This is a genomic window from Pseudoalteromonas sp. J2K-J979, from assembly GCF_058169715.2.
In genome coordinates this window covers 1,373,209-1,396,673 of sequence record NZ_CM200281.1, presented here as the reverse complement: position 1 = coordinate 1,396,673, position 23,465 = coordinate 1,373,209, and the positions used below count along the sequence as shown (strand labels likewise).

Genomic DNA, 23,465 nt, shown 5'->3' with positions numbered 1-23,465 from the left:
ATACGCCTTAATAAAATCAACCTGACGAATGACTGTTACTTCACTTGCCATTCAATTGTTTCACCAGCTCGGATAGGGACAACTTTATCGCCGCCAAGCGGGTAAAAATCAGGTACCTGCCAACTTGCTTTTTCGAGTGTAATCGTATCTGCATTACGCGGTAAATTATAAAAATCAGGGCCATTATGGCTAGCAAATGCCTCTAATTTATCCAATGCACCGGCCAATTCAAACGCTTCTGCATACAGCTCGATAGCAGCATGTGCCGTGTATGAACCCGCACAACCACAGGCTGCTTCTTTTTTATCTTTCATATGTGGAGCGGAGTCCGTGCCCAAGAAGAATTTTTTCGAGCCACTGGTTGCTGCTTTGACTAACGCATCTTGGTGGATATTACGTTTTAAAATCGGTAAGCAGTAAAAGTGCGGACGGATCCCACCGGCTAACATGTGATTGCGATTATACAATAAGTGGTGTGCCGTGATGGTCGCAGCAATATTGTTGCCTGCTTGACTCACAAACTCCACCGCGTCGGCTGTGGTGATATGTTCAAGCACGACTTTTAATGTTGGGAAGTCGCTTACCAGTTTTTTCAGCTTCGTTTCAATAAAGATTTTTTCACGATCAAAAATATCGATACTTGAATCAGTCACTTCACCGTGCACAAGCAATAACATGCCGACTTCTTCCATGGCCGCAAACACAGGCGCCATATTTTCAATGGATGTCACCCCTGAATCGGAATTGGTGGTTGCACCGGCTGGGTAGAGTTTGGCCGCAAATACATGCCCTGTCGCATGCGCTTTTTTGATTTCTTCAGGGCTAGTTTTATCGGTTAAATACAGCACCATTAATGGTTTAAAATTGCCTTGCGGCTGCTGAGCTAAAATTCGTTCGCGGTAAGCAAGTGCAAGTTCAGTATTGGTGACTGGAGGGACAAGGTTTGGCATGATAATCGCTCGGCCCATGTAACGGCTGACATCGCGAACCGTATCATTAAGCTGCTCACCATCTCTTAAATGAATGTGCCAATCATCAGGGCGGGTAATCGTAATACTTGTCATTGCTTTCTTTTCCATTGCGAAATTTAGACGATCATATTCATAGACGGCTAAACTGTAAAGCGGATTAGACAATTAGCCGGAAAAATACGAATTTTTAACCCTAGTTGAACGATCACTGGGCCGATCATCGAATTAGAGTCGTCAAACACGGCTTTTTATAGTACCTTTTCCTTTATTGACGTGTTCTTTTGGCTTGTGTTTTATGCATAAAAAACCCTTCGTTTCCGCCACACTTTCTAACGAGTTAACTCAGCTTCAACAAAAAAGCCAGCAATTAAGCATTATCAATCGTTTTTCGCTGTCACTCATTGAAATAAATGAACTCGATGAGCTGTTTCATTATGTCACCACCGAAGTGGTCAGCCAATTAGGTTTTGTCGACTGCGTTATTTATTTATGTGATTACTCTCAGCAAGTATTAACCCAAGTGGCTGCAATGGGTGAAAAATCAGCGGATGAAGACTACATTATCGCACACCAACAAATCCCTTTAAATACAGGGATCACTGGCTATGTGGCTAAAACAGGTCAACCATTACTAATTGATGATGTCTCAAATGATCCGCGTTATCTAGCCGACTCACGTCCTGCACTCTCTGAACTCTGTGTGCCGTTAATCTATAACCACCAAGTATTAGGTGTCATTGACTGCGAGCATCCACTTACACATTATTTTACCGATGAACACTTAGAAATATTGACTACTGTGGCATCGATGCTCAGTGCCAAAATCAATCAATGCCATACATTGATTGATTTAAAACAAACAGTGCGACAACTTAACCAAGCACAAACCCTAGAAAAAGGCATGCTACAAATTGCCAGCCTCACTTACGAATCTGCTGACGTTGACCTTTTTTATCAAGATTTGCACCAAATTGTAAAATCTCTAATTAATGCACAAAACCTGTTTATCGCCTTATATGAGAAAAAAACCGAGATTTTAGAAATTCCCTACATTGTTGAAGCTGGCGTGCGTAATACTTCGCAAAAGCGCTTCAATACAAAGCAATTTGGTAACACTGCCTCTGTCTATCTAATTAAATCAAATCGCTCCATGTTACTTAATCAGGCCGATTACCTTGCCCACATCGAGCAAGGGCATTTCGAGCTGATTGGCGGGTTACCCCACTCCTGGTTAGGCGTGCCATTTGAAGTGAACAATGCTTACAATGGCATCGTGGTGGTGCAAAGTTATGATCAGCAATATCATTATACTCAGCACGATTTGGATATACTCACCTACATCAGCCGCCAAATTAGCTTAGCCATCAACCGAGAACTCGCACGACAAAGCCTCGAGCATAAAGTCATGCACGATGAATTAACCGGACTTGCCAATCGTGCTTTATTGATAGATCGTTTTAACCAGGCTATTAGTCGATTTTCTAGGCAATCTAGCCACAGTATGCATGCATTACTGTATTTAGATTTTGACCGATTCAAAATAATTAATGATACCCTCGGTCATCAAATTGGTGATAAATTTTTAATTGAAATATGTGCGATTATTCAAAGCTGTATCCGTCAAATAGATACACTCGCGCGGCTAGGTGGCGACGAATTTGCTATTTTGGTTGAAGATATCCAATCGAGCAAAGAAGTCGAAAGCTTAGTTAAGCGGATTCAAGAAGCGCTTGAAAATCCCATAGAAATTGATGGCAATTTATTACAAGGTTCAACGAGCATCGGTGTCGCATTCGCGTGCCATGAAACCGACTTAGCATACAAGGTCTTACAGCGAGCCGATGCCGCAATGTACGAAGCCAAATCACTCGGTCGGGGCCAAGTCCAGTTTTTTAGCGAATCGATGCGACAAAAGCTAAAAGGGGCCGCATTACTCGAAACAGATATCCAACGCGCCATTCAACAAAACGAATTTGAACTCTATTATCAACCTATTTTTAGAATAAGCGATGAAACGGTGGTGGCATTTGAAGCGCTTGTCCGTTGGCATCATCCTGACAAAGGATTTGTCACCCCAGATAGTTTTATTCCCGTAGCTGAAGATACTGGTTTAATAATGCAACTGGACTTGCATTTGCTTGAACAAGCAGCAAAACAGCTACAGCAGTGGCAAACGACCATCCACACTCCATTTCGCATAACAGTCAATGTCTCTTCGCGACATTTTGCCAATCTCGATTTTGTGAGTTTTATTGATAACTTGTATAAAACATATCAGCTCAAACCTGGCAGTTTATGTATTGAAATCACTGAATCAGGGTTAATTGAAAACCTCGGTTTGGCAACAAAAATTATCGAAGGGTTAGCGCCACATCAAGTTAAACTCTGTTTAGATGATTTTGGCACGGGTTATTCCGCACTCGGGTATTTACATCAATTGCCTATTCACGTGCTAAAAATCGATAAAAGCTTTATCGATAATTTGAAAGGTGGAAAAACCAATCCACTAGTCGAGGCAATTCTAACTTTAGCAGTCTCTTTAGAGCTTGACGTTGTCGCTGAAGGGATTGAGTTTCAAAGTCAATTAGACGTTTTGAAACACACTAATTGTGATTACGGGCAAGGTTTTTTAATAGCCAAACCAATGCGTGCAGAAGAAGCGATCTTATACCTTAAGAATCTCAAGTAAAAATTAATTACAGGGACAAAAAAAGCGACTTTAGTCGCTTTTTTCAAATAATGGCGGTGAGGGAGGGATTCGAACCCTCGATACGTTTCCGTATACACACTTTCCAGGCGTGCTCCTTCGGCCACTCGGACACCTCACCATATTTAAACTGAGATAAACAATTCAGTTTAACGTGAAAAAATTCTTCACTCTATTAGGCTGCGTATAGTATGTAATCGCGTTAAACGCTGCAAGGCTTTTTTGCCGATTGACGTTTAACTGATGATTAATTATACGCTTAGACTCTATTAACCGTTTCTCGCCACTGTAATAGTTGCAGCAAAGTCAAGCATACGATTGAGCGAACGTAGTGCTCCTTCACGTAGTTCCATATCAACAAATACTTCTCGACCTTGCGGCTGTGTTAACGCTTCTTCAATCGCTTTTAGGCCATTCATAGCCATCCACGGGCAGTGAGCACAGGTTTTACAGGTTGCCCCTTCTCCTGCTGTTGGGGCTGCAAAAAACTCTTTCTCTGGACACAATTGCTGCATCTTATAAAAAATACCGCGATCGGTGGCCACGATGAATTTCTTGTTGTCCATCGTCTGCGCCGCTTTGATCAATTGGCTCGTCGAACCCACTGCATCAGCTAAATCGACAATCTCTTGTGGTGACTCAGGGTGAACAAGTACACCCGCATCTGGGTGAAGCGCTTTCATATCTTTTAACGCTTTAGTTTTAAATTCATCATGAACGATACATGCACCATTCCACATGATCATATCTGCGCCGGTATTTTTTTGGATATATGCACCTAAATGCTTATCCGGTCCCCAGATGATTTTCTCGCCCAGTTCATCTAAGTGTTCAACGATTTCAAGAGCACAACTTGAGGTCACGATCCAATCTGCACGCGCTTTGACGGCCGTAGATGTGTTGGCGTATACGACCACTTTGCGATCTGGGTGTTGATCACAAAAAGCAGAAAACTCATCAATAGGGCAACCAACATCAAGCGAACAGGTCGCCTCTAACGTTGGCATCACCACTGTTTTTTCTGGGGTCAGTATTTTGGCGGTTTCTCCCATAAAACGCACCCCTGCCACCACAATTGTTTTGGCAGGGTGTTTGCTACCAAAACGCGCCATTTCAAGCGAATCAGCTACACAACCACCCGTTTCTTCAGCTAACGCTTGAATTTCAGGATCAGTATAATAGTGGGCAACAAGAACTGCATTTTTATCGATCAGTAGTTGTTTGATACGCGCTTTATATGCAGCTTTCTCATCTTCATTTAAAGGCATTGGTTTGGGAGGAAAAATATAATCCTCAGGCATAATCTGTTCAGCTAGACTCATTTTCTCGACCACAAAGTCCACATTAAAAATTGTTGCGAATTATACGTAAAAGTAAGTGTAAAAGACAGTATTGTGGCAAAAGTATGAATCTGATTGAAATAAAAAAGGAGTGTTTTGAAGAGTGGTGGGTCATGATGGACTCGAACCATCGACCAATGGATTAAAAGTCCACTGCTCTACCAACTGAGCTAATGACCCGCTCGAATGTTTCTATTTATATCCCGATGAAAGCGCTCGGCCGCTTAGTTAAATACGTAACCAAGAACGTGGTGGGTCATGATGGACTCGAACCATCGACCAATGGATTAAAAGTCCACTGCTCTACCAACTGAGCTAATGACCCGCTCGAATGTTTCTATTTATATCCCGATGAAAACGCTCGGCCGCTTAGTTAAATAGGTAACCAAGAACGTGGTGGGTCATGATGGACTCGAACCATCGACCAATGGATTAAAAGTCCACTGCTCTACCAACTGAGCTAATGACCCTCAAGGTTGTTTCTATTTATATCCCGATGAAAACGCTCGACTGCTTAGTTAAATACGTAACCAAGAACGTGGTGGGTCATGATGGACTCGAACCATCGACCAATGGATTAAAAGTCCACTGCTCTACCAACTGAGCTAATGACCCGCTCGACTGTTTCTATTTATATCCCGATGAAAACGCTCGGCCGCTTAGTTAAATACGTAACCAAGAACGTGGTGGGTCATGATGGACTCGAACCATCGACCAATGGATTAAAAGTCCACTGCTCTACCAACTGAGCTAATGACCCTCAGGGTTGTTTCTATTTATATCCCGATGAAAACGCTCGACTGCTTAGTTAAATACGTAACCAAGAACGTGGTGGGTCATGATGGACTCGAACCATCGACCAATGGATTAAAAGTCCACTGCTCTACCAACTGAGCTAATGACCCGCTCGACTGTTTCTATTTATATCCCGATAAAACGTTCGGTCTCTACGTTAAGCACATAATGTAGATATGGTGGGTCATGATGGACTTGAACCATCGACCAATGGATTAAAAGTCCACTGCTCTACCAACTGAGCTAATGACCCGATTTAAGTATTAATAACTCAAACTGGCGCAGTCATTTGTTAAGTAACTAACTAGCGGCTGCGGGCGCTTATAATACTTATTTAAATATTGAGTGCAACCTAAAAATAGATTTTTCTTTAGTTTTTACACTTGGTTGACTAATTTTAGACCGCTTTAGCTAAAAAGCAGTCTAAATTAGGTTTTTACAGGTTTGTAATCCGATCGACCGCTAATTTTGCGGCCGTTGAATCTGGGTATTGCTCGATTAAACGCTGTAAGAGTTTTTTCGCTTCAACTAAATTATTTTGCTTTTGATGGACTGTTGCGAGCTTTAACATCGCATCAGGGCGTTTGTTTGAGTCAGGGTATTGCTCAACAACAGCAGTAAAATGGTTCTTAGCTGTGGCATCATCACTTTTCATTGATAGTAATTGACCAAGCCAATAATGTGCATTTGGCACATATACAGAGTCAGGATATTGAGTTAAAAATGCCTGAAACTGTGGGATTGCTTGTTCATAGCGTTTGTCTTTCATAATCATTTGAACAGCCCGATCATAGGCTTCATTTTCTGACAAGTTACTACTAATTGGCGATGCGTTGGTATCTACAGGCTCAGATGTAACTATAGTTGGCTGACTGTATGCACTAGAGACACGCTCTTCGATTTCTTGATAAAGCTCCCGCTGACGCTGCAGCATCTTCTCTATTTTATACCCTTGCTCTTCAGTGGTTCCGCGTAATTGATTCACTTCATCTTGCAAGATTTGGAATTGTTGTTGCAACTCAACTTGTAATAGGTTGCGTGATTTAATCATGTTTTCGAGAGCGGCTAAGCGTGTTTCAATATCACTTGGACTGTTTGCAATATCAGAAACAGGAGCGGGAGCAGCCCATGCTTGGGTGCTCCCGCTCAAAAGAATAGCCGCCAAAATAATTTTTGGCTTCATCATCGCTTTCTTATTTATTAGTAAACTAAAACCGCACGACGGTTTTTAGCGAATGCATCTTCTGTGCGAGATTTAACTAATGGCTTTTCTTCACCGTAGCTAACAACAGAAATTTGGCTTGCTGATACACCTAAGCTTTGTAAGTAAGTCGCAACAGCATCACCACGTCGCTCTCCAAGAGCAATGTTATACTCTGGCGTACCGCGCTCATCAGCATGACCTTCAACCAAAACTTTCACAGACTGATTAACAACTAAAAAATTGGCATGTGCTTGTAGTAAATCCATATATTCATTACTTACGGTTGCTTTGTCGAAATCGAAATAAATGATTTGCTCTTGACGAAGCGCTTCATATTTTTCACGTAATTTCTCTTCAGCTGTTTTCTCACGCGCAATTGTTTCAACCTGAACATTTTCTATTTGTTCTACTTGATTAGTTTGCTCTTGTTGCACAGCCCCTTCATCTACATTCGATGAAGAGCTACACGCTGCTAATGTCATTACTGGCACTGCAATGAGCAGACCTTTTAAAATTTTATTAAGTTGCATTGAGTTAGATTCCTTTATTAAAAATGAAACCAGTACCTATTATTATAAAAATGGCGACCAAGCTGGTGCTTTAACCTGTCCGTTTGCAACGGGCAGACGTGCTTTGAAACGTCCATCCATCGAAACAAGAGCCAGGACCTGCTTATTATCGTGTAAAGTACTATAAATTATCATCGAGCCATTTGGCGCTATGCTCGGTGATTCATCCAGTCGAGTTCGCGTGAGTACTTGAAAATCGCCTGTCTTGAGTTCTTTTTTCGCAATATGGTAACGACCCGCAGTACGATTTACCATAATTAGATCTTTTCCATCAGGTGTTATCGAACCTGCAAGATTCATATCACCGTTGAAAGTCAACCTACGCGTTTTTCCAGTTGCTAAATTTACGCTATAAATCTGAGCATTACCACCCCTTTCGGATGTAAAAACAATTTCCTGACTATTTGGATGCCAACTCGGTTCTGTATCTATACTACGATGGCGGGTTACGCGTTTTTCTTGGCGAGTTTTCAAATCCATGACATACACTTCAGTCGCACCACCTTTATCTTTAGATAAAACTAAGGCTAATTTCTTTCCATCAGGCGAGAATTTAGGCGCACCGTTAATACCGCGATGAGAAGTCAAACGTTCGCGTTTTCCGGTGTAGATATCTTGGATATAAATTTGGCTTTGGCGATTTTCAAAAGTGACATAAGCCAACTTAGTGCCATCAGGTGACCAATCAGGTGACATTAATGGCTCTTTGGAGCGCAACAATACTTGTTCGTTATATCCATCATAATCTGCAACAACCAATTGGTACGGCATCGCTTCGTCATCGCGAACAATCACATAGGCCACTTTGGTTAAAAACGCACCGCGCTCGCCTGTTAATGATTCATACACTACATCACTAATTCGGTGACCATAGCGACGAAAACTCTCACCTGTAATTACCGTTTGACGCGCGTCCAACACATGATCTTGATTATTGACTAATTTCCCGTTGGTTAACATTTGTGTTTGACCGCCTGTTAATTGGCCTCTTAATACATCAATTAACTCATAACTCACTAAATAACGGTCGCCACTTTGTTGCTCAACTGTGCCCACTACAACAGCCTCAATCCCTTCAGCAGCCCAAGCGCCATAATCAACTTCACTGTCTTTAGAAGGCCGTTGCGGCATGTTGATCGCAGCAATCGGATTAAACTTCCCACTACGACGCAAATCTGCTGCAACAACGTCTGAGATACGGCTCGGCATTTCACCTGCGCCAATATATTTAAAAGGCACAACACCGATCGGCCTTGCTGAGTTAACACCTTCAGTAATGAATATTTCAAGTGCGGCAAAGACCTGCAAACTTGAAAAAAATAAAGCAATGAATGTGACATTTTTTAAACGGTTAAACATACGACCTCTTATAGCTCAGGTTTAAATGTTAAATTAATATTCTTTAGCTGCTCAAATACATCTTTATCTTTAGAGACGGGTAACGTATCAGCCATACGAATGGCGCGAATTACCGCTTCGCATACCAGTTTATCTCCACCAAGCGACTCTACTTTCGTAACAAATCCAGATGAAGCAAGACGGATGTTGACCTTACACTGTTTACCTTTCATTTTCTCGTCTTGGAGTAAGTTTTGTTGAATACGTGCTTGAATCATTGCTTGGTATTTTTCAACTTCAGTCAATACTTGTTGGCGACGAGCCCGATTACGCGCAGCTTGCTCTTGTGCTAATTGCTCTTGCATCATTTGCTCTTGCTGTGCTTGAAGACGTTTACGCTCTGCTTCAGCTTTAGCAGCTTGCTCTTTCGCTACACGCTCTGCTTCAGCTTTTTTCAACGCTTCTTCTTGTTTCTTTCGTTCCGCGAGGGCATCTTTAGCTGCTTGTTCGGATTTTTTCTTTGCCTCTTCGGCAGCCTTTGCTTTACGTTGCTCTGATTCTTGTTTCTTTTTTGCATCCGCGGCCGCTTTATCAGCCTTTTGTTTTTCGATCTCTTTTTGTTTGCGTTGTTGCTCAAGCTTTTTAATTCGACTCGCTTCAGCTTCGCGCTGTTTTTTCGCGTCATTTGCACGTTTTTCAAGATCGCTAATACGCTTTTGCTCTAAACGCTTTTGTTCTGCATCCTTGTTTTTTAACTCTTCAATACGCTTGGCCACCGCTTTTTGATCCACAGAAATAGCTTCAACGGCCTGTTTATTGTCGGGCGTTGCAGGCGAATTCAATTGTACTTCTAAAACTCGGGGTTCAGGTGTAGGAAAGCCCGCACTTACAACCAGAATCACAATAATCGCTACATGCAGCGCGGACGATTTCGCTAACGATGGAAGTATCTCTTTAAAAACCACAACTACTCCCCAAAAGATTCTGTCATTAAACCCACAGATGGTACCCCTGCTTTTTTCAAGAAGTCCATTAATAACAAGACTTCTTGATACGACACTCGTCCATCACCTTTAAGCATCACGGGAGTTTTTGGATCTTTATCTAGTGCTAGTTTCACTTGAGCAGCAATATCAATCGCATCCATAGGGGCTTCAGGGTCAATCCCAATACTGGCAAAATATTGGCCTTGTGCATTGATTGACACCACAATCGGTGGCGAACCATCACTTTCAACCAACTCAGACTGATCCATTTGGGGCAGTTCGACTTTTACACCGTGAGTAATCAAAGGGGCTGTCGCCATAAAGATAATCAACAGCACTAACATCACATCGATGTATGGCACAACATTAATTTCCGACACAGGGCGGCGTTTTTTACGCTGGTACATTACGCTTTCGCCTCATTTTGCGCAACCGCTTGACGGTGTAAGATATTTGAAAACTCTTCCATAAAGTTTCCATAGCTTGATTCAAGTTTTTCTACTTTATGTGCAAAACGGTTGTAGGCAATAACGGCCGGGATTGCAGCAAATAAACCAATAGCAGTTGCAATCAACGCTTCTGCAATACCTGGGGCGACCATTTGTAATGTTGCTTGCTTGACTTGGCCCAGAGCAATAAAAGCATTCATGATCCCCCAAACGGTTCCGAATAAGCCAATATATGGGCTAATAGAGCCAACAGTGGCTAAAAAAGACAGACTCGACTCTAATTTTTCTATCTCGCGTGATAAAGCCACTCGCATCGCTCGGTGGGTGCCATCCATAATTGTGCCCGCAGCCGTGAGATTACTTTTAGATAGACGGGCAAATTCTTTAAAGCCTGAGCAAAATAAAGACTCGAGTCCATCAGGTGTTTGCGTACGAGCAGACAATTCAGTATAAATTTTGCTTAAATCAGTGCCCGACCAAAATTTATCTTCGAATTTTTTTGCTTGGACTTGGGCTTGCTTTAAGGCTTTATGACGCTGAAAAATCATGGTCCAAGAAATCACTGACATCGCCACTAGCATCAACATCACTAATTGAACTAAAAAACTGGCCTTTAAAATTAAATCGATAAATGACATTTCTGATCCCACTACTTTCTTCTCCAGTTCGCTGTAGTTTTTATATGATAATTGGCTACTTAGTTATAATGATTGCGATATAGTTCAACAAGGGATGAATTTAACTCGCCAGCCTTTTTTGTGCGCTCTAGTGTAACTAGCGAATGAGTTGCTGACAATGGCTTACAAGACGAATGACTGTTTTTTAACTTAAAAATCACTGACTTTTTTGTAATCGATTTAGATTGTAATAAATATTGAGAAAAACAACATAAAACTCGTGTTTTATGCATTTTAAATGCATAAGTGAGCAAAACTACAAACATCACTCATAGTCACAATACTAAATCTAATTTATAAAAAGGATTAAACACTATACTTTTTCATTAAAAATCAGTGGTATTTAATATAGGTGCTGAAAAGTTAATCAGAAATCCAGCAAATAAAATACCTCACCCATTAAAAAAACTAATGTCAAAATTAAATTTTTCTAGTTTGATAAGCGCCCTTCTCAGCTGTATTATTCACTCTGTACTGAACGAACACACTTGTTCTTAAACAGTTACTAGTAAAGTGATTCTGATTTTTCATTTTACTCGACATTAAACGTCAGACATTTAATGTTCCCTGGATACTTCCTTCAACTTGTTGTTTTGCCCGCATCAATATGCGGGCTTTTTTTTGTCTGTAGTTTGGCATAAAAAAAGCCGTTAACACGGCTCTTCCACATTTTAGCTAACACTAATCTGCTTTTGCTAATCCAAAATGAGCGTAAGCACGATCAGAAACGATGCGTCCACGCGGTGTACGTTGAATAAAACCTTGTTGGATTAAGTAAGGTTCAAGCACATCTTCAATTGTTTCTCGTTCTTCACCTATGGCCGCAGCGATATTATCGAGCCCAACAGGGCCCCCCATAAACTTTTCAATAATCGCTAAGAGATATTTACGATCCATAAAGTCAAAACCATGTTTGTCTACATCGACCATATCAAGGGCTAAACTAGCGATCTCTTGATTGACATCACCATCGGCTTTTACTTGCGCATAATCACGAACACGTCGTAGTAATCGGTTTGCAATTCTCGGCGTCCCCCGTGAGCGCATTGCTATCTCAATGGCTCCTTGTTCATCCAAATGCAAATTTAAATATTGTGCCGAGCGTTTCACAATACTTGATAAGTCAGCAACTGAATAAAACTCCAAACGCTGGACAATCCCAAAACGATCTCTGAGGGGCGACGTTAACGAGCCTGCACGTGTTGTCGCACCAATTAAGGTAAATGGTGGTAAATCGAGTTTAATTGAGCGTGCTGCTGGGCCTTCACCAATCATGATATCGAGTTGATAATCTTCCATGGCCGGATACAATATTTCTTCAATATGGGGACTCAACCGATGGATCTCATCAATGAACAATACATCGTGTGGCTCTAAATTAGTTAGCATCGCGGCTAAATCCCCAGCTTTTTCAAGTACAGGTCCTGAGGTGGTTTTAATGCTCACCCCTAACTCGTTTGCGACTATGTTAGCTAAGGTCGTCTTCCCAAGCCCTGGAGGCCCAAAGATTAAAAGATGATCAAGTGCTTCTTCCCGCGAGTTTGCGGCTTGAATAAAAATCTCCATTTGCCCTTTAACATGGGGTTGGCCTGTGTAGTCAGCCAGCATTTTAGGGCGAATTGCCCGATCAATAATATCTTCATTGGCTAATTCACTTGGCGCAATTAAACGATCTGCTTCTATCATGGGATTCTCTTGTTCAATTTACAGCATCGATTTCAATGCTTCGCGGATCAAGACCTCAGAGGTTTTGCCCGGGGCGCGCAATGCTTTAACGGTCTTTTCTGCTTGAGCTTGTTTATACCCTAAGGCAACCAGTGCCGCAATGGCATCATCTTGTGCATTATCTTGACTTGATGGGGTTGATTGCATTTCAAGTACCAATTCTTTACTTGAATCACTGAACAAATCCATGCCCCAATCTTTCAGACGATCTTTCATTTCAAGTACCAAACGTTCGGCCGTTTTTTTACCGACACCAGGTAGCTTTACTAAAGTCGTGGCATCTTCATTGAGTACACATTGCACAAATTGCTCTGCAGACATCCCCGATAAAATCGCTAAGCCTAATTTAGGCCCTACGCCATTGGCTTTTAATAATTCACGAAATAAAGCACGTTCAGTTTTATGGTTAAATCCATACAATAACTGCGCATCTTCACGAACCACAAAGTGAGTATATAAAGTTGCTTGTTCACCTTCTTTAGGCAAGTGATAAAAACACGTCATTGGTAAACTAATTTCATAACCAACACCGTTTACATCAAGTAGAATTTGTGGCGGCTGCTTTTCAATTAATAGCCCGCTTAATCGTCCAATCATTATTGTATTACCTTAATCTGCCGCGTACTGTTTTTTTCGCTTTTCCGGCAAGTTTTATTAAATTTTGTTCAGAGTGGCCATGACACATAGCAATAGCCAACGCATCGGCGGCATCGGCTTGCGGCATACTTGGCAAAGCAAGCAAGGTTTTGACCATGTGCTGCACTTGCTTTTTATCTGCGCCACCATTGCCCACCACAGCTTGTTTTACTTGGCGCGCAGAATATTCGCTTACCATCAAGTCACTCATTGTTGCCGCGACAATTGCAGCACCACGAGCCTGACCTAACTTTAATGCCGAATCAGGGTTATGAGCCATGAACACTTGTTCTATAGCGAATGTATCAGGCTGGTATTGCTCAATTATTTGACTCACGCCCAAATAGATCGTCTTGAGTCGCTCCGCTAGTAGTTTTTCACCTAAACGAATACAGCCACTGGCAATATAGGAATATTTTGCACCTTGAAATTCAACTAAACCATAGCCCGTTAAACGTGAGCCGGGATCGATCCCTAAAATAATGGCCAAACAGCACTCCATAACGTTGTAGCTTATGTCGCCATAATGCCTTACAACTGTATAAATTACCAGTGCACTTTATTTGAATTAGCTTTTTTGCAATAAAAAAGCGGCCAATGGCCGCTTAATTCTAAAAAGAAACAGTTACTCTTTTTCTTTTACTGCAATAGCAAGTTCAGTCAACGAATCAGGGTTCGCTTTGCTTGGTGCATTGGTTAATAAACAACTGGCTTGAGTCGTTTTAGGGAATGCAATAACGTCGCGAATGTTTTCAGTGCCACACAACAGCATCACGAGGCGATCTAGGCCAAATGCTAACCCTGCATGTGGCGGTGTGCCATATTTTAGAGCATCAAGTAAAAAGCCAAATTTATCTTGTTGTTCTTTTGCATCAATACCTAGAATCCGAAATGCCGCTTCTTGCATATCGCCATTATAAATACGAACTGAGCCACCACCGACTTCATAGCCATTTAATACCATATCGTATGCATCTGAAATCGCACCAGCTGGGGCTGCTTCTAATTCAGCCGCAGAAATGCCTTTTGGTGCAGTAAACGGATGGTGTACAGCATGTAATGTGCCTTCGTCATCTTCTTCAAACATTGGGAAATCAACAACCCAAAGTGGCGCCCAAGCATTTAAGTCAGTGAGCTCAAGATCTAAGCCAATTTTCAAGCGCAATGCCCCCATTGCTTCGTTCACAACATTTTTCTTATCTGCGCCGAATAGAATGATGTCACCCGCGTTTGCTTGCGTACGTGCTAAAAGTTGCTCGACAATTTCAGGTGGTAGAAATTTAGCAACGGGTGATTGTACACCTTCAGCACCTTGTGCCGGATCGTTGACTTTCATCCATGCTAAGCCTTTAGCGCCATAGATACCGATAAACTTGGTATAATCATCAAGTTGTTTACGTGAAAGCGCCGCACCACCAGGTACTGTTAATACAGCGACACGGCCTTTTTCGTCATTGGCAGGACCTGAAAAGACTTTAAATTCAACGTCTTTCATTAAATCAGCAACGTCTATCAATTCAAGCGGATTACGTAAATCGGGTTTGTCTGAACCAAAACGAGTCATCGCTTCAGCATAAGGCATCACTGGAAACGCCCCTAGGTCTACTTCAAGTAATGATTGCCACATTTCACGAACGAGCCTTTCTGTCACCTCACGCACTTGATCAGATGTCATGAATGAGGTTTCAATATCTATTTGCGTAAATTCAGGTTGGCGATCAGCACGTAAATCTTCATCACGGAAACATTTAACGATTTGGTAATAGCGATCAAACCCTGACATCATCAACAATTGCTTAAATAATTGTGGTGATTGCGGTAACGCGTAGAAACTGCCTTTATGAACACGACTAGGCACTAAATAATCACGTGCACCTTCTGGCGTAGCTTTAGTTAACACTGGTGTTTCAATGTCTAAAAAGCCTTGTTCATCTAAGAAGCGACGTACAAAACTGCTAGCTCTAGCGCGAAGCTTAATGCGATCACTCATTTCTAAACGGCGTAGGTCTAAATAACGATATTTTAAGCGCATTTCTTCTGAATTTTGCTGATTAAAATCAAGTGGTAACGGCTCAGAGCGATTAATAATTTCAAGGCCTTGCCCTAAGATTTCGACTTCACCCGTTGCCATATCGCTATTAATTTGGCTTTGTGGACGAGCGCGAACAATACCCGTTACTTTGACACAAAATTCATTACGTAATTGATTGGCAATATCCATTAAGCCCGCAACTTCTGGGTCAAATACCACTTGGACTAACCCTTCACGGTCACGTAAATCGATAAAAATAAGGCCACCTAAATCGCGGCGTTTGTTGATCCAACCACAAAGCTCAACCGTTTGTTCTACATGTGTATTATTTAGCTGTCCGCAATATATAGAGCGCATATTTATCCTGTGTATGTCACCTCAAGCCACAGTTTTTGGCGAGGTAACTCGATTCATTTAACAAATTAATCGCCAATTATATAAAAATCACAGTTAATGTCATCACGGGATGCACAATCTAAGCAATTATTTTTAAACACGGTGAATTTTTCATATCGAGATATGCATATACTTCGCCTTGCTGTAACAGCTTTGTTATTATTTTCCTTTATTTATTCGGTGATTAAATTGTTATGCTTTATTTAGGTTGCCCACAATGGGGCTCTTCGCATTGGCGCGGGCGATTTTTTAGTGCAGATTGTAAAAATGCCGACATGCTGCACCAATACAGTCAAATATTTAATTCTGTCGAAGGGAATACAAGCTTTTATGCCGACCCCACCCCAGAAACATTACAGCGCTGGCTCAAAGCCGTCGGTCCTGATTTTCGTTTTACCTTTAAAGTACCGAAACGAATATCTCATGATGCAGCCTTACAGCATATTGATGCAGAGTTTGCGAAATGGTGTCATTTATTCAGCCCTTTATTTTCGCAAATAGGCAGTGTGATGTTGCAGTTGCCCAGTCAATTCGCTCCATATCATTTACCTTTACTCGAAAATTTTTTGAAGCAAGTACCTGATCAGTTGCCTCTTAGTGTGGAGGTGAGGCACTTAGATTTTTTCAAAAAAGACGACAATGAGACACACCTTAATCAATTGCTTATTAAGTACAAGGTTGATCGCGTAATGATGGATACCCGGCCGCTTTTTAATGAACCCGCAACGACTGCTGCAATTATTGATGCACAACAAAAGAAACCCCGTGTGCCCTTGCATGTCATTAGTACAGCCAGCACCCCTATTATCCGTTTTGTAGGCTGTAGTCAGTTAGAAAATAACCGTACTTTTTATCAACCTTGGTTAAACAAAATAAAACACTGGCTCGATGAAGGTAAAACACCCTATGTATTTTTTCATACGGCTGACAATCATGACTCCCCTTTGCTCGCCAGACAATTTATGCAAGATCTTCAGCTGCCTCACCCTGTATTAGCGCCTTTTCCTGCTGAAAAACAAATGCAGCAAAACAGCCTTTTTTAGCGCTACTTTGGCCGTAAAATTTGGTAAACTTTGATTTTTACAGGGGTATAATTAATGAGTGACAAGCAGTACTTTTCAGGTTATCCACCAGCGATTCAACAACAAGTTAGTCAATTGATTGAACAAGGCAAGCTAAAGCAATATTTATTAAATAAGTATCCTAGCGCTCATCAAATCACCTCTGATAAGGCATTGTTTCATTATACAAATGAATTAAAACAGCGCTATTTGAAAAATACGCCTGTGATCAATAAAGCGCTGTATAAAAAGCAAAAAGATCTAGTCAAAAATGCACTCGGCACCCATACATTCAGCAGCAAAAATCACGGTGGAAAACTCAAAATCGCTCATGAAATTGCCATCGCAATGCAATTAAAACATGCTCCTGAGCCACTTTTAAAAGTGCTAATAGTACATGAATTAGCCCACTTTAAAGAAAAAGATCATAACAAAGCATTTTATAATTTATGTGAGCATATGCTGCCGCAATACCATCAGCTTGAACTCGACTTACGTTTGTTTATTTACCAGTGTGAATTTTTTGAAGGGTTATATTAAAAATAAGGCGCATCCAGCGCCCAAAATCTAAGCTTACAGCCCCAAATCGGCCATAAAATCATCATCAATATCTGTCGGTTCAGTTGCTTTGGCTGACTTGCTTTCTTGCTGCTTTTTAGTTTCAGCAATAATGGTATCAGGATCTTCATCTTCGACGATGTCAAAGTCATGCAGTTTTATAAACTCTGTTTTATCCATCGCCAATTCTAGATAAAAGATATTTTGGTTACCCGTCGTAAAGGTGACACGACGCGCTTGTGGACGATCCATATTAGTATCAACTGAGATTTGCACTTGTTTATTGATTGCCATCATTTTTGGCTGATTTTGGGTAATTGAGGTATGTAATTGAGAGCGTACTTTACCAGTAAAATCACCCACAATCTGATTCATGAGTTCTCCCATAACATTGGAGACATCATCCGAAAGGTGACTATGAGCGATTTCCGATTCTGGCATGCCCATATTTCGCATATAATCACCGTAAATCTCCATAGCAGCTTGTGATGTGAAGTTAGTAATGACCAACCCAGTAAACCCTCCATCAAATAACACAAAACAACCAATGTCAGGTCGCATACAGGTGCGTGTGATTTTTTGTACCATGGCGGAATAACCTATTTCATTGCCACTGGCAGAGGATAAAACTTCCGTCACGGAATTACATAATGTTGATAAGATGGCTTCTGTGCTAATTACTTTATTTTTCGTCATTTTTTTCACTCTTAGAAAGACTTATTCTTAGTATAGAAGTGATAATTTTTTTTGCCGAACTTAACGTCATCACAATTTAACACTGACGAACGCGATGAAAATGCGTAAAATACGCCAATTATTGATGGATAGGTACAATAGCGTGAGCAATAAAGACAACATTTATGCCACCACGCAGGCTGTAGAAGATTTTACTTTTGATGCCAAAGTGGTTGAGGTTTTCCCTGATATGATCCAGCGCTCAGTGCCTGGTTACGCCACAATTGTCAGTACAATGGGTAAATTAGCAGGGCAATTTGCACAAAATAACTCAAACTTGTATGACTTAGGCTGTTCATTGGGGGCGGTTACTTTATCAATGCGCCGCAATATTGATAAAGAAAACTGTGCCATTATCGGAATTGATAACTCCGCCGCGATGGTTGAACGTTGTAAGCTGCATTTAGGTGGTTTTCGCTCGCACGTCCCAGTAGATATTCGTTTAGGTGACATCACAGCTGCTCAAATCGAGAACGCGTCGGTCGTCGCTCTGAATTTTACTTTACAATTCATCCCACTAGAAAAGCGCGAAGCATTACTGACAAAAATTTATCAAGGCCTAAAACCTGGTGGCGTGTTATTACTCAGCGAAAAGTTTCGTGGGAATGACGAACAAGCTGATTCATTATTGATTGACTTACACCACGACTTTAAACGTGCCAACGGCTATTCCGAGTTAGAAATAAGCCAAAAGCGCACTGCAATTGAAAACGTGATGCGACCTGAATCACTTGCGCAACACTTGACTCGCTTGCAAACGATTGGATTTAATCAAACACAAGTTTGGTATCAGTGTTTTAATTTTTGCTCAATGATCGCGATAAAATAGAAGAGAAAGTATGAACAATTGGTTTAATCAATTTTACGGCCAAATTGCCGAATCTCCGCTAAGTGCTTGGCTCGAAACCCTACCCGCTCAATTGGCACATTGGCAAAAAGAAGCGGCACATGGTGATTTACCTAAATGGCAAAAAGCACTCAAAAACTTGCCTGTGTCAACCACTAGCCATATTAATATTACTTCTAAAGTCGAATTTGGGTTTGAAGATGAGCTCTCTGATGGCCAAAAAAAGCAAATGGTGCACCTTTTAAAAGGGTTAATGCCGTGGCGAAAAGGGCCCTTTACCCTCCATGGCGTCGAAATTGATACCGAATGGCGCAGCGATTGGAAATGGGATCGGTTAGTTGAGCATATATCACCCTTGACCGATCGCACTGTGCTCGATATCGGCTGTGGATCTGGCTATCATTTATGGCGGATGCGTGGCGCAGGTGCAAAATTTGTGGTTGGGATCGACCCTTCTGATTTATTTTTATGCCAGTTCCAAGCAATCAAACATTATAACCCCGATCCCAATGTACACTTATTGCCATTAGGGGTTGAAGCGCTACCCGAATTGAAAGCATTCGATACGGTATTTTCAATGGGAGTATTGTATCATCGTCGCTCACCCATCGATTTTTTAGCTCAACTTAAAGCACAATTGAAACCTGGCGGCGAGTTAGTTTTAGAAACACTGGTAATTGAAGGGGATGAACAAGCTGTACTTATGCCTATTGACCGTTACGCAAAGATGCGTAATGTCTGGTATATCCCAAGCTGTGATGCACTGACATTATGGATGGAACGTGTAGGCTTTAAAAATATCAAAGTAGTCAATAAAGATATTACTTCATTAGACGAGCAACGAAAAACATCATGGATGCCAACTGAATCGTTAAGTGACTTCCTCGATCCGCTTGATCCGACTAAAACTATTGAAGGATATCCTGCACCACTTCGTGCAATTTTCATCGCGACTGTATAATTATTATTGAAATCGGTTTAATAAGACAATTTGAAGGTCATATTCTGGTATGACCTTCTGCAGTGTTTTACCTATTGCTCAAAACCCAGCACGATTCATGCAAATTCCCTGATAACCTCCCGTTTAGTCCTAGCCGCCCCCGCGAATTTCATGTAAAATGCGCCAGTTTTCTATGCAACCCACATGCAACTGTTAAGGAAATTCTGTGAGCGAACAAAAACAGTCTCTAAGTTACAAAGACGCCGGTGTCGATATCGATGCAGGCAACGCACTGGTTGAACGCATTAAAGGCGTTGTAAAAAAAACCAGACGTCCTGAAGTTATGGGCGGAATTGGTGGTTTCGGCGCTCTTTGCCAATTACCAACTGGTTATAAAGAACCCGTACTCGTAGCCGGCACTGATGGTGTTGGTACTAAACTTCGTCTTGCAATTGACCTTAAAAAGCACGATACCGTTGGTATTGATCTAGTTGCTATGTGTGTCAACGACCTCATCGTTCAAGGTGCAGAACCACTGTTTTTCCTTGATTATTACGCAACGGGCAAACTTGATGTTGATACCGCAGCGGATGTTGTCACTGGTATTGGCGCAGGTTGTGAGCTTTCAAACTGTGCATTAATTGGTGGTGAAACTGCTGAAATGCCTGGTATGTATGAAGGCGAAGATTATGACATGGCTGGTTTTTGTGTCGGTGTTGTTGAAAAGTCTAAAATTATCGACGGTACAAAAGTTGCTGCGGGCGATCAAATCATCGCATTAGCTTCAAGCGGCCCTCATTCAAACGGTTACTCGTTAGTCCGTAAAGTTCTTGAAGTTTCAGGTGCTGATACCAATGCAGAGTTTGAAGGCAAAACACTTGGTGAACACCTACTTACGCCTACTCGCATTTATGTTAAGCCAGTTTTAGAGCTATTAAAGCAAGTTGATGCACACGCATTATCACACATCACTGGTGGTGGCTTCTGGGAAAATATCCCACGTGTACTTCCAGAATCAGCAAAAGCGGTAATCAAGGGTGACAGCTGGCAATGGCCTTCTGTTTTTAACTGGTTACAAGAAAACGGAAACATCGAAACTCACGAAATGTATCGTACATTCAACTGTGGTGTGGGCATGATTATTGTTGTTCCTGCTGCTGATGTTGACAAGAGCTTAGAGATTCTTAAGGCTGCAGGCGAAGATGCATGGCACATTGGTGAAATCCAAGATGCTGCAGCTGGTGAAGAACAAGTTGAAATCACGAGCGCTAAATAAATGACCCGCACTCGTATTGTGGTTTTAATTTCGGGCAGTGGTTCGAATTTACAAGCCATCATCGACGCGGTGAAAACGGGTGATATCCAAGCCGAATTATGCGCTGTGATCAGTAACAGACCCAATGTGTTGGGTCTGGAACGAGCAGAAAAAGCAGGCATTACTACCGTGACTCTTGATCATAAAGAATTTGAGTCACGCGATGCATATGATGCCGCTTTGATGAATAAAATTGAGAGTTTTACACCAGATTTGGTTGTATTAGCTGGTTTTATGCGTATTCTAACCCCAAGCTTAGTGCAAAAATTTAAAGGAAAAATGTTGAACATTCATCCTTCTTTGTTGCCTAAGTATCAAGGTCTGAATACCCATCAAAGAGCAATTGATGCTGGTGACAGCGTTCACGGTGTAAGTGTGCACTTTGTGACAGAAGAATTAGACGGCGGTCCTGTCATAGTACAAGCCAAAGTGGATATTCTTCCAAACGATACAGCAGATACACTCGCGCAGCGCGTTCATCAACAAGAGCATATTATTTATCCTTTGGTGGTCAAGTGGTTCAGTGAACAACGACTAACTATGGAAGCACATTATGCTGTTCTTGATGACAAAGAACTTCCTCCTGAAGGCGCGCAATACAATTAAAAACAATCAAAGTGCTCTTTCTTTACTGTTGAGCGCTTTGATTATTTCCCCTTCTTTTGCAACTCAATTAAACCAATACACAGCTGACTACGATGTAATGCGTAAAGGCGAGCGTTATGGCAGCGCGACTCGTTCGCTGACACAACGTGATGATGGCCATTACGAAATTAGCTATAAGAGCGATATCAGCTGGATGGTTTTTTCTGATAAACGCACGGAATCATCTGTGTTTTCTTATCAAGAAGACCAAGTATCCCCTATTAGTTATCGCATGCTCCGAGAAGGTACGGGGAGAGACAAAGACTATCAATTGTTTTTTAATACCAATAAAAAGCAAGTGATTAGCAACCAAGAAAAATTTCCACTCAAAATTGAATGGAATGAACTTTGGCAAGATAGTATTTCATATCAAGTACAGATGCGCCAAGAGCTTAAACTGGGTAAAGAAGAGTTTGATTACGAACTAGTCGATAAAAAAGGCAATGTTCGTCATTATAAGTTTAAAGTACTCGGCAAAGAAACGATCACGCTACCCATTGGTAATCTTGAGGCTATAAAAGTCGAACGCGTCTACGATAATGACAAGCGCCAAGCAATCGCATGGCTGTGCCCTGAAATGGATTATTTATTGGTAAGGATGTGGAAAGGCGAAAAAAATGTCGAGCAATTTGATGTTCAACTTAAATCTTTTACGCCCAAGCAATGAGTTAGCATAAATTTAAACGTCTCCTGCGGAGGCGTTTTTTTTATTGTATTTCACCTAACTTAAAAATCACCGACTCACCGGGTGACATTTTGTGCCATTGTTCATCATTAGTCAGTGGACGAGTGGCTATCACAGTCACAATGTCGTTGGGTGTGGTTTCTTTTTGAAAGTCGACGATCAAATCAGCGTCAATTAAGGTCGCTTTACCAAAAGGTGCACGACGAGTGATCCAGTGCAAATTATTAGTACAATATGCAAGTACATACACGCCATCTGTTAGTAACATATTAAACACCCCTTTTTCTCTGAGTGTATGAGCTAACTTTGCGACATACCGAAACACAGTTAACATGCTGTTGGGCTTAGTTGGGTATTTTTCTCTTACTTTATCTAGCAACCAACAAAACGCCAGTTCAGAGTCTGTATTGCCAACTGGTCGATAAAATTCAGGTTTTAAGTCTTGATAGTTAGACAGCTGGCCATTATGAGCATAGGTGATTTCTTTTCCCCATAACTCGCGGGTGAAAGGATGTGTGTTCTCTAGACATGTTCGCCCACGATTTCCTTGACGAATATGGCTTATAACGGAGCAGCTTTTAATTGGGTATGCTCGGACTAATTTGGCTATTTCAGATTCACAACTTGGTAGCGGATCTTTAAAAGTTCGACATCCTTTTCCTTCATAGAAGGTAATTCCCCAACCATCACGATGTGGGCCGGTATTGCCGCCTCGCTCTAATAAGCCAGAAAAACTGAAACAAATATCTGTCGGCACATTTGCAGACATGCCAAGTAACTCACACATAAAACAAAACTCATACAACTCCAACTTACAGGCAGTTTACTTAAGCCATTTAAAATAGCAATTTCGG

The 23,465-nt window shown here is 41.5% G+C and carries 22 protein-coding genes and 8 tRNA genes; 8 read left to right on the top strand and 22 right to left on the bottom strand.

Annotated elements, in window-relative coordinates; translation table 11 throughout:
* Window positions 1-35: 35 nt before the first annotated feature.
* Window positions 36-1,064 carry a dihydroorotase gene (pyrC, locus tag AC3KVK_RS06545; protein WP_490312209.1) on the bottom strand — a complete coding sequence of 343 codons (1,029 nt, stop codon included), beginning with the start codon at window positions 1,062-1,064 and terminating at the stop codon, window positions 36-38.
* A 202-nt stretch (window positions 1,065-1,266) separates the two neighbouring features.
* Here pyrC and AC3KVK_RS06540 point away from each other — a divergent pair, with 202 nt between their 5' ends.
* Entirely contained in the window at window positions 1,267-3,660 is a 2,394-nt protein-coding gene (locus tag AC3KVK_RS06540) for a bifunctional diguanylate cyclase/phosphodiesterase (protein WP_490312210.1), read from the top strand.
* Between the two features lie 51 nt (window positions 3,661-3,711).
* On the opposite strand, the gene AC3KVK_RS06535 is transcribed toward AC3KVK_RS06540, so the two are convergent.
* The 19 genes from AC3KVK_RS06535 to aspS all read right to left on the bottom strand — a co-directional run bounded on the left by AC3KVK_RS06535 (window position 3,712) and on the right by aspS (window position 15,786).
* A tRNA-Ser gene (locus tag AC3KVK_RS06535) sits at window positions 3,712-3,799 on the bottom strand.
* Window positions 3,800-3,947: 148 nt separating this feature from the next.
* A complete protein-coding gene (gene nadA / locus AC3KVK_RS06530; RefSeq protein WP_490312211.1) occupies window positions 3,948-5,000 on the bottom strand; it encodes a quinolinate synthase NadA in 1,053 nt (350 codons plus the stop codon).
* Between the two features lie 122 nt (window positions 5,001-5,122).
* Window positions 5,123-5,198: transfer RNA gene (locus AC3KVK_RS06525), tRNA-Lys, on the bottom strand.
* A 69-nt stretch (window positions 5,199-5,267) separates the two neighbouring features.
* A tRNA-Lys gene (locus AC3KVK_RS06520) sits at window positions 5,268-5,343 on the bottom strand.
* 69 nt (window positions 5,344-5,412) lie between these two features.
* A tRNA-Lys gene (locus AC3KVK_RS06515) sits at window positions 5,413-5,488 on the bottom strand.
* Between the two features lie 69 nt (window positions 5,489-5,557).
* A tRNA-Lys gene (locus AC3KVK_RS06510) sits at window positions 5,558-5,633 on the bottom strand.
* A 69-nt stretch (window positions 5,634-5,702) separates the two neighbouring features.
* Window positions 5,703-5,778 (bottom strand) — tRNA-Lys (locus tag AC3KVK_RS06505).
* A gap of 69 nt (window positions 5,779-5,847) precedes the next feature.
* Window positions 5,848-5,923: transfer RNA gene (locus tag AC3KVK_RS06500), tRNA-Lys, on the bottom strand.
* Window positions 5,924-5,990: 67 nt separating this feature from the next.
* Window positions 5,991-6,066: transfer RNA gene (locus AC3KVK_RS06495), tRNA-Lys, on the bottom strand.
* Between the two features lie 183 nt (window positions 6,067-6,249).
* Window positions 6,250-6,996, bottom strand: a complete 747-nt coding sequence (ybgF, locus tag AC3KVK_RS06490) for a tol-pal system protein YbgF (RefSeq protein ID WP_490313610.1) — start codon at window positions 6,994-6,996, stop codon at window positions 6,250-6,252.
* A 17-nt stretch (window positions 6,997-7,013) separates the two neighbouring features.
* Complete coding sequence (gene pal, locus AC3KVK_RS06485; protein ID WP_490313591.1) at window positions 7,014-7,547, bottom strand: peptidoglycan-associated lipoprotein Pal; 534 nt, start codon at window positions 7,545-7,547, stop codon at window positions 7,014-7,016.
* Between the two features lie 42 nt (window positions 7,548-7,589).
* Window positions 7,590-8,945, bottom strand: a complete 1,356-nt coding sequence (gene tolB, locus AC3KVK_RS06480; protein ID WP_490313592.1) for a Tol-Pal system beta propeller repeat protein TolB — start codon at window positions 8,943-8,945, stop codon at window positions 7,590-7,592.
* An 8-nt stretch (window positions 8,946-8,953) separates the two neighbouring features.
* The gene (tolA, locus tag AC3KVK_RS06475) at window positions 8,954-9,874 is read right to left on the bottom strand and encodes a cell envelope integrity protein TolA (RefSeq protein ID WP_490313611.1); all 921 of its coding nucleotides are present in this window, start codon (window positions 9,872-9,874) and stop codon (window positions 8,954-8,956) included.
* Between the two features lie 17 nt (window positions 9,875-9,891).
* Window positions 9,892-10,317 carry a protein TolR gene (gene tolR, locus AC3KVK_RS06470; RefSeq protein ID WP_490313593.1) on the bottom strand — a complete coding sequence of 142 codons (426 nt, stop codon included), beginning with the start codon at window positions 10,315-10,317 and terminating at the stop codon, window positions 9,892-9,894.
* Window positions 10,317-11,009, bottom strand: a complete 693-nt coding sequence (tolQ, locus tag AC3KVK_RS06465) for a protein TolQ (RefSeq protein WP_490313594.1) — start codon at window positions 11,007-11,009, stop codon at window positions 10,317-10,319. The genes tolR and tolQ overlap by 1 nt, the downstream gene beginning before the upstream one ends.
* 708 nt (window positions 11,010-11,717) lie before the next feature.
* Entirely contained in the window at window positions 11,718-12,722 is a 1,005-nt protein-coding gene (gene ruvB / locus AC3KVK_RS06460) for a Holliday junction branch migration DNA helicase RuvB (protein ID WP_490313595.1), read from the bottom strand.
* Between the two features lie 18 nt (window positions 12,723-12,740).
* Complete coding sequence (ruvA, locus tag AC3KVK_RS06455; RefSeq protein WP_490313596.1) at window positions 12,741-13,358, bottom strand: Holliday junction branch migration protein RuvA; 618 nt, start codon at window positions 13,356-13,358, stop codon at window positions 12,741-12,743.
* A gap of 7 nt (window positions 13,359-13,365) precedes the next feature.
* The gene (gene ruvC / locus AC3KVK_RS06450) at window positions 13,366-13,887 is read right to left on the bottom strand and encodes a crossover junction endodeoxyribonuclease RuvC (RefSeq protein ID WP_490313597.1); all 522 of its coding nucleotides are present in this window, start codon (window positions 13,885-13,887) and stop codon (window positions 13,366-13,368) included.
* A 135-nt stretch (window positions 13,888-14,022) separates the two neighbouring features.
* Window positions 14,023-15,786, bottom strand: a complete 1,764-nt coding sequence (aspS, locus tag AC3KVK_RS06445) for an aspartate--tRNA ligase (RefSeq protein ID WP_490313598.1) — start codon at window positions 15,784-15,786, stop codon at window positions 14,023-14,025.
* 233 nt (window positions 15,787-16,019) lie between these two features.
* On the opposite strand from aspS, the gene AC3KVK_RS06440 reads away from it, so the two are divergent.
* On the top strand, window positions 16,020-16,868 hold the full coding sequence (locus AC3KVK_RS06440; protein ID WP_490313599.1) for a DUF72 domain-containing protein: 849 nt from the start codon (window positions 16,020-16,022) through the stop codon (window positions 16,866-16,868).
* Window positions 16,869-16,922: 54 nt separating this feature from the next.
* Window positions 16,923-17,426 carry a M48 metallopeptidase family protein gene (locus tag AC3KVK_RS06435; protein WP_490313600.1) on the top strand — a complete coding sequence of 168 codons (504 nt, stop codon included), beginning with the start codon at window positions 16,923-16,925 and terminating at the stop codon, window positions 17,424-17,426.
* 33 nt (window positions 17,427-17,459) lie between these two features.
* Here the strand turns inward: AC3KVK_RS06435 and AC3KVK_RS06430 are convergent, their stop codons facing one another.
* Complete coding sequence (locus AC3KVK_RS06430) at window positions 17,460-18,140, bottom strand: DUF3334 family protein (protein WP_490313601.1); 681 nt, start codon at window positions 18,138-18,140, stop codon at window positions 17,460-17,462.
* A 142-nt stretch (window positions 18,141-18,282) separates the two neighbouring features.
* Here AC3KVK_RS06430 and cmoA point away from each other — a divergent pair, with 142 nt between their 5' ends.
* The 5 genes from cmoA (at window position 18,283) to AC3KVK_RS06405 (ending at window position 22,593) form a co-directional block, all read left to right on the top strand.
* The gene (cmoA, locus tag AC3KVK_RS06425; protein WP_490313612.1) at window positions 18,283-19,008 is read left to right on the top strand and encodes a carboxy-S-adenosyl-L-methionine synthase CmoA; all 726 of its coding nucleotides are present in this window, start codon (window positions 18,283-18,285) and stop codon (window positions 19,006-19,008) included.
* 10 nt (window positions 19,009-19,018) lie between these two features.
* Window positions 19,019-19,987, top strand: coding sequence for a tRNA 5-methoxyuridine(34)/uridine 5-oxyacetic acid(34) synthase CmoB (gene cmoB / locus AC3KVK_RS06420; protein WP_490313602.1), 969 nt, complete (start codon window positions 19,019-19,021; stop codon window positions 19,985-19,987).
* A 205-nt stretch (window positions 19,988-20,192) separates the two neighbouring features.
* Window positions 20,193-21,242, top strand: a complete 1,050-nt coding sequence (gene purM / locus AC3KVK_RS06415; RefSeq protein WP_490313603.1) for a phosphoribosylformylglycinamidine cyclo-ligase — start codon at window positions 20,193-20,195, stop codon at window positions 21,240-21,242.
* A complete protein-coding gene (gene purN, locus AC3KVK_RS06410) occupies window positions 21,243-21,887 on the top strand; it encodes a phosphoribosylglycinamide formyltransferase (protein ID WP_490313604.1) in 645 nt (214 codons plus the stop codon). It begins immediately after the preceding gene.
* Entirely contained in the window at window positions 21,847-22,593 is a 747-nt protein-coding gene (locus AC3KVK_RS06405) for a DUF3108 domain-containing protein (RefSeq protein WP_490313605.1), read from the top strand. The genes purN and AC3KVK_RS06405 overlap by 41 nt, the downstream gene beginning before the upstream one ends.
* A gap of 40 nt (window positions 22,594-22,633) precedes the next feature.
* Here the strand turns inward: AC3KVK_RS06405 and AC3KVK_RS06400 are convergent, their stop codons facing one another.
* Window positions 22,634-23,398 (bottom strand): class II glutamine amidotransferase, encoded by a 765-nt coding sequence (locus AC3KVK_RS06400; RefSeq protein WP_490313606.1) that lies wholly within the window; start codon window positions 23,396-23,398, stop codon window positions 22,634-22,636.
* Window positions 23,399-23,465: the final 67 nt, after the last annotated feature.